Origin of the sequence: Microcoleus sp. D3_18_C2, from assembly GCF_036702395.1 — a bacterium.
Lineage (GTDB): Bacteria > Cyanobacteriota > Cyanobacteriia > Cyanobacteriales > Microcoleaceae > Microcoleus.
Map to the genome: position 1 here is coordinate 14,365 of NZ_JAUBTG010000005.1, position 14,833 is coordinate 29,197.

General features: G+C 42.7%; 6 protein-coding genes. 4 read left to right on the forward strand and 2 right to left on the reverse strand.

Annotated features, from left to right (window positions below):
• Window positions 1–127 precede the first annotated feature (127 nt).
• The 4 genes from QUA88_RS05095 (at window position 128) to QUA88_RS05110 (ending at window position 7,404) form a co-directional block, all read left to right on the forward strand.
• Complete coding sequence (locus QUA88_RS05095; protein WP_333056992.1) at window positions 128–2,068, forward strand: response regulator; 1,941 nt, start codon at window positions 128–130, stop codon at window positions 2,066–2,068.
• Window positions 2,069–3,976 (forward strand): PAS domain S-box protein, encoded by a 1,908-nt coding sequence (locus QUA88_RS05100; RefSeq protein ID WP_333270576.1) that lies wholly within the window; start codon window positions 2,069–2,071, stop codon window positions 3,974–3,976.
• A gap of 1,185 nt (window positions 3,977–5,161) precedes the next feature.
• A complete protein-coding gene (locus QUA88_RS05105; protein WP_333056994.1) occupies window positions 5,162–5,614 on the forward strand; it encodes a response regulator in 453 nt (150 codons plus the stop codon).
• Window positions 5,615–5,742: 128 nt separating this feature from the next.
• A complete protein-coding gene (locus QUA88_RS05110) occupies window positions 5,743–7,404 on the forward strand; it encodes a diguanylate cyclase domain-containing protein (RefSeq protein ID WP_333270579.1) in 1,662 nt (553 codons plus the stop codon).
• 363 nt (window positions 7,405–7,767) lie between these two features.
• Here the strand turns inward: QUA88_RS05110 and QUA88_RS05115 are convergent, their stop codons facing one another.
• Both QUA88_RS05115 and QUA88_RS05120 read right to left on the reverse strand, forming a co-directional pair.
• Window positions 7,768–12,786 carry a PAS domain S-box protein gene (locus tag QUA88_RS05115; protein WP_333270582.1) on the reverse strand — a complete coding sequence of 1,673 codons (5,019 nt, stop codon included), beginning with the start codon at window positions 12,784–12,786 and terminating at the stop codon, window positions 7,768–7,770.
• A 677-nt stretch (window positions 12,787–13,463) separates the two neighbouring features.
• Window positions 13,464–14,669, reverse strand: a complete 1,206-nt coding sequence (locus QUA88_RS05120; protein WP_333270584.1) for a hybrid sensor histidine kinase/response regulator — start codon at window positions 14,667–14,669, stop codon at window positions 13,464–13,466.
• Window positions 14,670–14,833: the final 164 nt, after the last annotated feature.

Genomic DNA, 14,833 nt, shown 5'->3' on the forward strand with positions numbered 1-14,833 from the left:
CTCAAATCTTAACTAGGATAAGTTCTGTAAATATAAAAGGAGTTGATTGAGGAGGGAGTGCTATAATGACTATTTAACCACTATTGATAATTCCCACAAATTTTAAATTAACAAAAAATAGCGATCGATGATCAAAAATCAAATAGAAGAAAATAAAGGCAACATATTAATTGTTGACGATACTCCAGAAAATTTGCAAGTTTTATCAGCAACGCTGTCCGATAGGGGCTACAAAGTCCGCGGCGTAATTAACGGCAAAATGGCAATCAGGGCCGCGCGCTCTGGTTGTCCCGATTTGATTTTGCTCGACATCAAAATGCCGGAAATGGACGGCTACGAAGTCTGCACCCAGCTCAAGGAAGATCCGAAGACATCCGAAATTCCTGTGATTTTTATCAGCGCTTTAGATGAAGTATTGGACAAACTAACCGCCTTTCAAGTGGGAGGGGTTGATTATGTCACAAAACCGTTTCATGTAGCAGAAGTTTTAGCGCGAATCGAACACCAACTGACTATCCAGAGATTGAAAAAACAATTGCTCGATCGCAATAAAGAACTGCAAGAAGAAATAATAGAACGCAAAAAAGCCGAAGAAGCAGCGGCCGCTGCATCGCTAGCAAAAAGTCAATTCGTTGCCAACATGAGCCACGAATTGCGGACTCCCCTGAACGCCATCCTGGGTTTTACCCAAGTCATGAGCCGCGACTCTTTGCTGGGCCACGAAAATCTCGAAAATCTCCGAATTATTAACCGCAGCGGTCAACATTTGCTGGAACTAATTAACGATGTTTTAGACTTGTCGAAAATAGAAGCAGGGATAATTGGCTTAGATCAACGCAGCTTTGACCTTTATCAACTCCTCGACACTCTCGAAGAAATGTTTCAAATTAAAGCTGAAACAAAAAAAATGCAACTGAGATTTTCCGTCGAGGCTAATGTTCCCCAATATATAAAAACTGACGAAAAAAAGCTGCGCGTTTGCTTAATTAACCTGCTGGCAAATGCCATGAAATTCACTCACGACGGGGGCCGTATTTGGCTGCGCGTGAGCGTGGAAAGCAACCAGCCACAGTCGGCAGAATCGGAAACTCATCTTAACTATACCTTCGTCGATCCATTGTTAATTTTGTTTGAAGTTGAAGACACTGGAATTGGCATAGCAGCAGCAGAAATTGATACTTTATTTGATGCTTTTGTGCAAACACAAGCGGGGAGAAAAGCGGCTGATGGTACGGGATTGGGTTTGACAATTACTAAAAAATACGTGCAAATAATGGGGGGGGATATTTGGGTGAAAAGTGTTTTAGGTGAGGGAACCAGTTTTAAATTTAATATCCGAGTATTTGCCGCTATTTCGTCGGAAATAACAGTGGCGACATTCCAGCGTGCGATCGGACTAGAAGCAGATCAACCGATTTATCGGATTTTAGCAGTTGACGACAATCAAGAAAATCGGCTGCTGCTGGTTAAAATGTTGCAACCAATTGGTTTTGAAGTCCGAGAAGCGGAAAATGGCTACCAAGCGGTTGAACTTTGGGAAAGTTGGCAGCCTCATTTAATTTGGCTGGATACGCGAATGCCAGTAATGGACGGTTTTGAAGCTGTCCGACAAATTAGAGCCAAAGAGAAACAAACTCAGTGGCGAACTGTAATTATTGCTCTGACTGCTAGCACTTTTGAGGAAAAAAAAGGCGAAATTATCGCCGCAGGTTGCGACGATTTTGTGCGGAAACCTTTTCAAGAACAAATCCTTTTTGATAAGATGGCTTGCTACTTGGGAGTGCGCTATCTTTATCAAGAGTTGCCCCGACTCCCTGTCGGGGCTTTACGGCGTTATTGTGTGAACGAAAAACCCGATTCATTTTTCGGAGGGCTGCTGGCTCAAATGCCTCAAAGCTGGGTGAAGGAACTCCATGACGCAGCTAATGATGTTAATGAAGAGCTGGCGATTCAACTTGTCGATCGCATCTGGGAAAGTCATCCAACTTTAGCTGAGGCTTTAAAAGATTTGCTTGCCGATTACCGACTCGACAAGATAATGGATTTAACTCGATCGAGTTTAAAATAAATGGATAATAGCGAAATTAAAGTATTGGTGGTTGATGACCAACCAAGCAATCTGCGGTTCTTATCCAAACTGCTAACATCCCAGGGCTATCAAGTTTACCGAGCTATTTCCGGTCAACTGGCGTTGAATGTGGCGATCGCCCATCGCCCGGATTTAATTTTGCTCGACATTAGAATGCCGGAAATGAACGGTTATGAAGTTTGTCGGAGACTGAAAGCGACACCTGAAACTGAACAAATTCCGGTAATTTTTTTAAGCGTATTAGATGAAATGAACGATAAATTACAAGCTTTTCGAGTAGGAGGCGCCGACTATATTACGAAACCATTTCAAGTAGAAGAAGTTTTAGCGCGCATCGACAAGCAAGTCCGCTTGCAAAAACTGCAACAGCAATTAAAAGAACAAAATTATCAACTGCAACAGTCGCAGTCGCTGCTTGCTAGCATATTAAATAGTTCCTTAGACTGTATGGTGGCTTATTCTGCTGTCCGCAACAGTGAGGGAAATATTGTAGATTTCCAGTGGCTCTTGATCAACCCTGCTGCCGAAAAATTTTATGGTTTGCTATTAAATGAGATAGTTGGCAAGAATTTTTTAGCCAAAGTTTCCCAATTTAGCAATAACAGGTTATTTGATTTGTATGTTTCTGTAGTAGAAACAGGAGAAACTGTAGATCGAGAATTTTATTACGAACAGGAGGGAGATACAATTGTTTGGCTGCACATTGTGGCGGTCAAATTAAACGATGGTCTGGCTGTAACATTTCGTAACATTACGGATCGCAAACGAGCAGAAATTGCCCTGCGAGACAGCGAAGAACGCTTCCGCGCGATATTCGAGCAAGCTGCGGTCGGCATAGCTAAAACAGCGCTTTGCGGTAAATTTATGCGGGTAAATCCCGGCTTTTGTCAAATTGTCCGCTATGCACAATCTGAATTGTTACAGCAAAATTGGGAGGCAATTACTCACCCAGATGATAGAGAAGCGGACAGAGAATACCTGGGGTCGCTGTTATCTGGGAAGATTCAAACTTTTTCTGTGGAGAAGCGTTTGCTATGCAAAGATGAGGCCGTGCGCTGGGCAAATGTTACTGTGTCGGCAATGCGCGATGTCAAGGGGACGCTGCAGTATTTGATTTGTGCGATCGAGGATATTTCTGAACGCAAGCTGGTACAAGAAATGCTGCAAGCGAGTTTAGACGCTCAAACCCGCTACGCTCAAGAATTAACTCGTTCTAATGCCGAACTAGAACAGTTTGCTTATGTGGCTTCTCATGATTTGCAAGCGCCTTTGAGCACGATTGCTGGCTACGCTCAACTATTAGAAAAACGCTTTCCCAACCAACTTGATGCCCAAGGGAATAAATTTATCCGCAATATTGTTCATTCTTGCGATCGGATGCAGGCGCTGATTGATGACTTGCTGGAGTATTCGCGGGTAGGTCGCAGTCAGAAACCTTTTGAGCTCATAGATTGCAATCAGGTTTTTGAGGATGCTTGTGCTAATTTGCATTTGGCCATCCGCGAGAATCAAGCTTCAGTTACTAAGGGGAATTTGCCAAGGGTAAAAGCTGACTCTTTTCAACTGCTGCAACTGTTTCAAAATTTAATTGGTAACGCCATTAAGTACCGCAGCAGTGAGGCGCCGGTGGTGCAGGTGGACGCTTCGCATCAGGGGGATAGCTGGGTGTTTTCAGTGCAGGATAATGGTATTGGGATTGCCTCACAGTATCATCCGCGAATTTTTCAGATTTTTCAGCGCTTGCACACCCAAAAACAGTATTCGGGAACTGGTATCGGTTTAGCGATTTGTCAAAGAATTGTCGAGCGGCATGGCGGCAGCCTGTGGGTAGAATCAGAACCCAATCGAGGCTCGACTTTTTATTTTTCTATTCCTATATCAAAGTAAAGTCAATCGATTTTAGATTTTAGATTTTAGATTTTAGATTTTAGGTTTTAGGTTTTAGATTGCAGATTTTAGGTTTTAGATTGTAGATTGTAGATTGTAGATTTTAGGTTTTAGGTTTTAGATTGTAGATTGTATATTTTAGGTTTTAGATTGTAGATTGTAGATTGTAGATTGTAGATTTTAGATTGTAGATTGTAGATTTTAGATTTTAGATTGTAGATTGTAGATTGTAGATTGTAGATTGTAGATTGTAGATTTTAGATTTTAGATTTTAGATTTTAGATTTTAGATTTTAGATTTTAGATTGTAGATTGTAGATTTTAGATTTTAGATTTTAGATTTTAGATTTTAGATTTTAGATTTTAGATTTTAGATTTTAGATTTTAGATTGTAGATTTTAGATTTTAGATTTTAGATTTTAGATTTTAGATTTTAGATTTTAGGTTCTAGATTTTAGATTTTAGATTTTAGATTTTAGGTTTTAGATTGTAGATTTTAGATTTTAGATTTTAGATTTTAGGTTGTAGATTTTAGGTTGTAGATTTTAGATTTTAGGTTGTAGATTGTAGATTGTAGATTGTAGATTTTAGGTTTTAGATTTTAGATTTTAGAATTGAAGAAAGCGACTCCACTGATAAATCCGGGGGCAAGTGAAGAGGATTCGGAGCTTTTTTCTCGCTCCACGGATGAATCCGGGGGCTTGTCACCAAATTGCTTGATTGTCACCCGTCCTTTACTTAAGCTTTAAATATCTTTATCTTTTCTTTACAAAAATGCTTATAAAGTGTAGCATATTCACTGATGACATCGAGCTATAAATCTATCAATATAAATCTATTAGCTCTATCCTTATACAACTTATAAATCAGCGGTGCGCGCAAGACTTGTTAATTTTTTTCAACTGTATCCAGAGCATCTTGCTTTGGGATGCAGTAGTTTCCATAGTAGTTCGCGGAGAAAGATTTGTGATGTGTTTGCAGTTTGCAGGTTTTCGGACAGACTGCCAAGTGAAACAATCATGATTCGCAAACCTTTGCAAATGCAGAAAAAATGTAAATTATTGCAACACAATTTCAGTGTTCTCTGCAAGATTTACCGGATGATGGCAAGAGATTATTGGCAGGTACTCAGACACGGATCAAAGTCCAGCGACCTCACAAAAAACGTTCGGAGTGAGGCAAAGCCGTGAATTATAAAAAGAAAAGATTTACTCTTTTAATAGCCAACGATGACGAGGATACGCGCTTTTTGGTGAAGGAAGCACTGGGAGAAGTTCGATTTGAAATTACGAGCGAATTTGTGGAAAATGGAGAACAAGTTCTAGACTACTTGTACCGTCGTGGTCAATATGTTGGTAGCAGCAATTGGCATCAGCCAGACTTGATACTTTTGGATCTGAATATGCCGAGGCTGGACGGGCGAGAAACACTAAGTTTGATCAGAGCTGACCCTCATTTGCAACAAATTCCGGTTGTAATACTCACAACTTCCCACCGCAGAGGAGATATCTTGCTTTGCTACCGCTTGGGAGCCAATTCTTTCATATCCAAACCAGTAACTTTTGAAGGATTGCTGGAAGTAATGAAGACTTTATGTGAGTATTGGTTTGAGATCGTTTCACTCCCACCGGATATGTAAGCTTTAATGGAGCGCTAAATGCGTAGTTTGAGTGTATAGTGAATTTGATAAGCGGAAATATTTGCCGATCGCAAGTATCGCTATCAAAACAAAAAAGTTGCCTTCGACTCGCTCCGAACGCTATAGTTGTGTTAACACGTAACCAATGTCTGAAAATTTTGTTGGTTGAGGATGACCTCGGAGATCCGACAATGATCGAAGACCTTCTAGGGTCATTCAGCGAGTCTCTATTTCTTCTCCAAACTGTTAAGTCTCTGGAGATAGGAGTTGGGCGTCTGGAAGTAGACAAGTTTGACGCCGTACTATTAGATTTGTCACTGTCAGACAGCTTGAGGGGAAGCGAGGCGATCGCAGTTTTGAAAGGGCGATGGCCGACATTGCCAATTGTGGTGCTGACAGATATCAACGATGAAAATATTGCCCGCTCAGTATTGCGCTGGGGCGCTCAAGATTGTTTGGTAAAGGGAAGATTTCACCGAACTCTGCTGGTGCGGGCTATCCATTACGCGATCGAACGCCAGCAAATCGAAGAACAATTGCGGCAGCAGGCTCTGCGACAGCGGCTGTTGGGCAAAATGATCGAACATATTCGATCGTCAATAGATCCGGCAAGCATTCTCCAAAGTACCGTCGCAGAAGTGCGCCAATTTCTCCAAACAGACCGCGTTTTAATTTATCGCTGTCAGGATTGGGTGTCTCAATTGGACGGGGAAGAGCAAAAAGGTGCGATCGTCGCAGGTGACGGTTTGCCAGAAGGTTATATTGAAAACCAAAATATTAGTGCTGCTTTGGCGGTGTCATGCTTTGTTTTAGTCGAATCCCAATCGGTACAAGCAATAGCAGATGTCAGCACTGCCCCGTTGGCTGGCAGTTGCAAAGAATTGTTGACAGATTGTGAAATTGCAGCAGTTATCAGCGTACCAATTTGGCAATCAGGCGACTGGGAAACGGCAAAAGAAACACAAGAAGCCAGTGTTTGGGAAGTCGAGAACAATCAAGATGCAGCGGAAAATTATATCTGGCACCAGGCGAGTGGCAAACCGCAGGCCCAGGGTAAAAATTTGCCGGATTCGATCGCAGAAAATGGCAATAGTTTGTGGGGAATGCTGACAGCATACAATTGCAGCGGTGTCAGGGAATGGCAACAGTGGGAAATAGATTTTTTACAGCACTTGGCAAATCAAGTGGCGATCGCGATCGAACAATCTCAACTTTACCGCAAGCTAGCAATAGCCAATCAAAAATTGCAGCAACTGGCAACTACTGACGGACTGACTGGCATTGCCAATCGTCGCCAGTTCGATCGAGTTTTGAGCTTAGAGTGGCGCAGATTGGCCAGAGAGGAACTGCCGCTGTCTTTAATTATGTTTGACATCGACTTTTTTAAACTTTACAACGAGTTTTATGGGCACCTCGGCGGGGACGATTGTTTGCGCCAAGTTGCCGGGGCGATCGCCAGCGCCACCAACCGGGCTGGGGATTTGACTGCCCGCTACGGTGGCGAAGAATTTGCCCTAGTGCTGCCCAACACTAGCGCCGAAGGGGCAAACGCTGTCGCCCAAAAAATTTGCGACGGCATCGCCAGCTTGAAACTACCCCACGCGCGATCGTCGATCGGCCCCTACGTTACCCTCAGTTGCGGCATTGCGACAGCGATTCCTTCTGCCCGGGAATCTCCCAATGCCCTAATTCGCAGCGCTGACAGCGCCCTTTTTAAAGCCAAAACCGAAGGCAAAAATCGCATTTGTCACGCCAGCAGTAACTCGGAATCTTCCCCGATTGTTATGTAAAATTTGAAGGTAATTTGTAATATCGTGTTTGATTTTTCACTCACAACTCATAACTCATAACTTATATTGTTGACCTTGGCATCAGAATAATTTTTTGATATCATGTCCGTTCGATTGACCATAATATCACGGTCGGGCGGGTTTTTGAGATTGTTAATTATTAGCAGATATTGTTGGTGAACCCGCCCCTACCTGATTTCTGCTAATCGACCGGACATGATATTACTTGTTTAGGAACAGGCTTTTCGGCCTGTTCCACAAGAAAATTCTCTCTTTGTGGAACAGGCCGAAAAGCCTGTTCTTGAGAAGGGTGCCAGATGTGAGATATTGCCCATTTCCGCTTTCCAATTACCAATTGCTAATTTATTGCCCCAAATTTGAATTCCTACCAGTTAAATTCGGCCGCACTGGAATTTCAATTAAAAACTCCGCTCCCTCACCCGGTGTCGAAATACAGCTCAATCGGCCGCCGTGGCGATCGACGATAATCGAGTGAGAAATCGACAGTCCCAAACCCGTACCCTTGCCCACAGGTTTAGTCGTGAAAAATGGGTCAAACAGCCTCGATCGCACTGACTCCGGTATCCCCCCCCCGTTGTCGGCAATCGATACCGCTACGAAGCCCCCAGCCACCTGATAACTGCGAATAGCGATCGTGCTGGGATGTCGATCGCACTCCTCGATCGAACGCTGCTTGTCCCGTTCTTCCAAAGCATCGATCGCATTAATTAAAATATTCATAAATACCTGATTTAACTCGCCAGGAAAACATTCAATTTGTGGCAATACTTGGCAATCTTTAATTATCTGAATTTCTCCATGACTGCTGTGAGATTTTAACCGATTTTGCAAAATCATCAAAGTGCTATCAATTCCCTCGTGAATGTTAACCGACTTCCCCGCGGACTCGTCCAATCGGGAAAAATTACGCAACGATTTCACAATCTCGACAATTCGCTCGGTTCCTACTTGCATCGAATTAAACAATTTCGGGAAATCCTCAGCAATATAATCCAAGTCTATTTCATCAATTTTCTCCAAGACTTTGGCCGGAGGATGAGGACAGTAATGCTGGTAAACTTTAATCAATTCCAGCAAATCTAAAGTGTAATTACGAGCGGGATTGAGATTGCCGTGAATAAAGCTAACAGGGTTATTAATTTCGTGAGCAACACCAGCAACTAACTGACCCAAGCTCACCATTTTTTCATTTTGAACGAGCTGAGCTTGAGTCGTTCGGAGTTTGTTAATAGCTGCTTCTAACTCTAGCGCTTTTGAACGTTCTCGCGCTTCCGATTCCTGCAAGGCTGACTCGGCTTGTTTGCGATCGGCAATTTCACTTTGTGCTTGCTCAAACAGCATTGATTGCTGGATCGCGATCGCCAACTGCACGCTAATTTGTTTGAGACACTCGACCTCAATTTCCAGCCAGCGACGGCGGCCCGCGCACTCGTGGGCAATCAATAGCCCCCACAACTTGTCGCCTTGCAAAATCGGCACTACCAAATTAGCTCGCACCTGAAATTGACTTAATAAATTAATGTAGCACTGGGAAAGACCTGCTTTGTAAATATCATCCACAGCTAAAGGGCGACCGTCTTCGTAAGCCGAAGCATGGCTGTCTTCAAAGCACGAATCTTTAATAGTTATTCCCTGAATCGACTGCCAAGTTTCGCCCACCGACTCGACTGTTATAAAACCGCTCCAATCGGGATTAAAACGATAAATAACTGTCCGGTCTGTTTGCAAAAACTGCCGTACCTCAGCAACAGTTTTTGTCAAAATTTCTTCTAAATTGAGAGAAGATCGAATGCGTTCCAGCATTTTTACCACCAGGCGTTCGCGCTTTAATTGCTGGCGCAAGATAGCCTCAGCAAGTTTGCGAGAGCTAATATCTTCAATCACACCAATTAAGTAGCTAGGTTCCCCAAACCCATCCCGCACTAAAGATACAGTCATATTAGTCCAAACAAATGAACCGTCTTTGCGAATAAAGCGTTTCTCAAGGGAATAATTACAAATTTCCCCAGCTAACAGTCTGTCGCGCGACTCGACATCTGCTGCTACATCTTCGGGGTGAGAAATGTCCCCAACATTTCGCGATTTTAGCTCTAATTCTGAGTAGCAGACAATATTGCAAAACCCTTGATTTGCATTCAAAAATTGACCGTCGCGCCACACTTTGACAATGCCAATCGCCGCTTGTTCAAATACAGCTCGAAATCGCTGTTCGCTTTCTTGTAAAGCAATTTCTGCTTTTTTGCGATGGCTAATGTCCATTGCCGTGCCACACAGCCGGACCACCTGACCCAACTCATTTTTAACAGCTTTTCCTTTAGCGTTAACGTGCCTAATTTCTCCTGATGGAAAATAGATGCGGTGGTCGATATCGTAAGCTGTTCCTTCAGTCACTGCTTTTTGTACAACTTCTGCAAACCTTTCTTTGTCATCGGCATGAATTTGCTCTAAAAGTTCTTCCATTGTCGGCGGCCGATTCAATTCTCGACCGTAAACTCGAAACAGTTCTTCCGACCAAGTAATAACTCCTGTCTCCCTATCAAATTCCCAATTGCCGATGCGGGCTATTTTTTGCGCTGCTTGCAACTGTTCGGCAAGTTGTTGCAAAGATGCGATCAACTGCGTTTTTTCGGCTTCTGCTGCAACGCGGGCGCTGATATCTTTGTGAGTGCCTGTTATCCGCAGCGGCGTACCCCATTCGTCGTACTCGACGACCTTGCCCATCGCCAGAATCCACTGCCAATTGCCCGCTTTATTGAGCATCCGAAATTCAAATTCATAGATATCAGTCTCACCTTCCAAATAGGAATTTAAACATTCCATTACCTTCACTCGGTCTTCGGGATGCAGCAAAGTTTCCCAACATTTGAGGTTATTTTCAATTTCGGTTTCTGCATAGCCTAGCATTGATTTCCAATAAAAGTCGAAATAAGTTTCGCCAGTAGCTATATTCCAATCCCACAGCCCCAAAGAGCTACCGGAAACCGCCAACTGTAATCGCTCTTGACTGAGTTTTAATGCCGATTCGGTGCGTTTTATTTCTGTGAGGTCGGCAATTATGGCTATCATTCCTATCGGTTGCTTAGCGCTATCTTTAATGCAGTTAGCCCGCAAAAAAGTTTCTATAATATCGCCATTTTTACTCTTGATTTCAATTTCACTTTCCCAGGAAAAACCTTTCCGCAGCACCCTAAATAACTTTCTCAAGTCTTGAGATTTGGGGTACATTACTGCTGGGCCGCCGGCATTATTTAGTTCCTCCACTGTATAGCCGTAGCGCTGAATAAATGCTTGATTATGATAAACGGAATAACCGTCTAAATCTGCGATCGCGATCGCATCACTAGCACTGTCTACAGCTTGAGTTACTAGGCACAGAGTCAGTTCGGCTTGTTTGCGATCGGTAATATCAAAAATCGCTCTGTCGAGCCACAAAACCAGCCCTTCCAGATTGTAAGTTGGCCTACCTCTTTCCGACACCCACCGCACCGCTCCGTCATCGCGAACAATCCGGTATTCTAGATTGTACGGCTGTTTCGACTCTACTGCTGCGCTGATTTGTCGATCGACCATTTCCTTGTCTGCCTCGTGGACAATGCTCGCAAAACTTAAGCCGTTGTTGCGAATAAAATCTCCAGCAGGATACCCACTAATTACCTCAATTTCATCGCTAATAAATACCATCGTCCACTCAGCATCGTACAAGCTGCGGCAGATAGCGCCAGGGATATTCTCAACGAGCGATCGAAATCTGGCTTCGCTCTCCCGCAAAGCTGCTTCAGTCTGCTTTAAATCAGTAATATCCAGCACGATCCCTTCCCAAACTATATCCCCTTCCTGCCCTATTTTAGTCGCAAAATCAACTCGTTCCGGTCTCGAAACCCCTTGCATCCACTTAAGTTTTCCCGACGGTACAATCGCCCGCCATTCCTGCTGCCATGGCTGCATATTTGCCGCAGAAACAGCAATAGATTCTTCAAATTTTTGACAATCATCTGGATGAATAAAATCAAAAAGTAGTTGAGGATTATGCTGAATATTTTCTGGCTCCAATTCATATAAATCGATGCTCCCCGAAGAAATATAAGGGAAACTTTTTTTTCCGTCTGTTGAGAGACGAAATTGATAAATTATTCCCGGTAAATTGGCTGCAAGTTGCCGAAGTCTAGCTTCGCTTTCTTGCTGCGCTAATTGTTTGCGCCTATCCTCAGTGATATCTCGAATTATCCCGACGAGATTTTTACTGCCATCGCTATTTTCAAATACAGTTTTTTTAGTAGACAAAATGTGCTTTGCACCGCGGCCGTCCGTAAATATTTCCTCGCTCTCGTTTTCTTCCCCCGTCCTAAAAACTTGTTCGTCATTCTGCCAAAAAATCTCAGCTTCTTGTCTTGGGAAAAAGTCATAATCCGACTTGCCCAGCAGTTCCTCGCGCTCCTTGCCGAGCAGCTTGCAAAAAGCATCATTTAACAGTATCCAGCGGTGCTGTTCATCCTTGACAAAAAGTGGGTCTGCCACTGCATCGATTGTATAATTCAAAAACTTTTTACTAGCTTCTAGTTCGGAAAGTGCTAAAATTTTATCGGTAATATCATTGATAGTTCCTGTCGTCCCCTGCGCCCCGCCGTTCTCGCCCCAAAGAAAAAATTCTTGCACTTCTACCCACCGAATTTCGCCATTTTTTGTAAGATATCGAATTTGATAGCAATTGGATGTTTCTTGATTTTCGCTCAGACCTGTCAACGAATTTAAATATTGGTATTGATCCTCAGAATGAATGTAACTCAAACAGGAAGTTCCTAAGCTTTCATCAACGGTAAATCCGGTGATTTCTGTCCAAGCCGGATTGAGAAAAGTCCAATTGCCCGCCGTATTTGTTTCAAAAACAACTTCTTTGATATTGTCAACAACCTGCTGGTATTTTTCTTGACTTTTTTTCCATTCTGCTTGCCGTTTCTGGCGGGCGATCGCGCACCTGAGCGTCCGTACCAGCAGCCGGCTGTCTACCTGTCTTTTCACCAGATAATCTTGGGCGCCGGCGGCAATTAACTCGACAGCTAGTTCTTCGTCATCAGCCGCTGTCAGAATGACGATCGGAGTATTGATACCGCAACCTTGAATTCGGAAAAAAGTATTAAATTTTGGGCTGTCAGGAAGTGAAAGATCTAATAAAATTACATCAAAAATTTTGTCGCTTAAAATTTCTATCGCTTGCCGGAGGCGAACTACATTGGTGACATCAATTGATTGTCTTAGTTGGGGCTCAGACAGCAGTTCTTGAATGAATTCTGCATCTTCTGCACAATCTTCTACTAAAAGAATTTTTAAACCAGGCGTTAAAGTTGACTCAAAAACAGATGTCATACCATTTTATATTTTATATTTTTGATTTGAGATTTGGAATGACTGATGACTATCGCAGTTGGGTTATTGCGTACAGTAGCATTTTTTTACTGCTATCCTTTTGCTATTTTTTAGTAATTATAAAATCTCAGCAACGGATGCAGCTACCTAGCTCATGATTGGGGAACTTGAAGCACACGCTTTAGAGTGCGCTGTGTGCTTGCCGACCACCCAGATTTATTTGTAGAATTGAGTTGTTCGCTGCAAGTTTTCCGCCTGGCCCCAAACCTAGTGGGCCAAAATTATCATAGTCTTACAAATATTGCAACTTTACTCTATTTTAATTTACAACCTTTGGCAGGGGAATAGCAAGAGGCAAGTCAAAAGAGCGCGGAGTAATCAGGATTGGCATTGCTGATAGCCTTTGAAATTTTAGATTTTAAATTGCCGCTTAAAGCTCGCCTAAAGTTAAATTATTTATTTGTGAAATGGTATTACTACTAAGCTACGAGAATTACCGTTGATTTACAAAATACGCTCTGAGATTGTGTCCGGTTATGCCCGCCATTAGCGCTTGTATTGAGCAATGCAAGTCCTCTCTTGATCGAGTAACCAAGACTTGCATTCCTTGCTACAAATTTAATTACAAACTTAATTATGGTTGTCTAACCCGACACAAGTTAACTCAGTTGAGTCGCTCAATTTGTCTGTGGTTTGGGCAGCACAACTGTAAATACGCTGCCTTGACCGACATTGCTGCTAATAGCAATCTCACCGTTAAAAGGCTTTAAAAGTTCAATACAAGTATAAAGTCCTAGACCTGTTCCTGTCGGTTCGCCTGCGGTTTTTTCCTCGCCTTTAGGCGGCTTGGATGTGTAAAAAGGGTCAAAAACTTTTGGCAAATCTTCAGATGATATGCCGCATCCCGTATCTGCAATATCCATGTATATGTTCGAGTCGTCTTGCCGGGTCACGATAGTTATTTCTCTGCTTTTCTTTTCCCACATAGCATCCATTGCATTATTGATTAAATTATAAAATACTTGAGAAAGATAGGAATAAATTAATGGAATACTGGCAATTTCTTCGTCATAAAAGTATTTTTTTCTAATTTTATTTTTAAAATACAGGTTGCCTTCCAATAGCTGAATTTCTCGCTGCACTAAATCGTTGATATTCACCGGGTGCAAATCTTGCTTTTGCTCGTTTCGGCTTTTCATCATCAGGGTATCCATGATCTGATTGATTTTTGTGACGGCTTGAAAAATATACTTAGTATAGTTAAACAGAGAGTCTTCTTGAATTTGTGTGGCTTTTGTTTCAATCAAATCGACGCTAGTCTGGATCACTTGCAGGGGACTTTTGAGGTTGTGAACCATGCCCTGAGTCAAACGTCCGATGATGGCTGTTTTTTCCTGGTTTATTAATTGCTTGGTTTTTTGTTCAACAAGTCTTTCAAGGTTTTGGTTGAGGTGGGCAAGTTCGAGGTTTTTTTCTTCGAGTTTTTTTTGCAAGCTGCGGATTGTCAAGTGGGTTTGAATCCGGCTCAAAACTTCTTCGTGCTGAAAAGGCTTAGTGATGTAGTCAACTGCTCCTGTCTGAAAGCCTTTTACTTTATCAGGCGTATCGGAAAGGGCGCTCATAAATATGATGGGAATATCTTGCGTTGACGGGTCTGCTTTCAAACGTCGGCAAGTTTCAAAACCGTCAATTCCTGGCATCATGATATCCAAAAGAATCAAGTCGGGATGGATGTAGTCAATTTGCTCGATCGCACTTTCGCCGTCTAGAGCCACTAATACTTTAAACCCGTAATTCCTTAACAACTCGAAAAGCACGTCAAGATTTGTTTGGTTGTCATCGACAATTAGTATGATGCTTCTGTCGGAATTCTTATCGTTCATATTCAAGGGAAACATTCAAATTTTTGATTTTTGAGTTGTGGGTTGTGACGTTAAATCGGATTCAATGAATTTTTGGCGGCTCTAGAAACCCGGTTGCTTCCTAGATGCTTCTATTTGCAATAACCCTTTGAGGAGCCGGCTGCGAGTCCGGGCCGCCCAAGCAA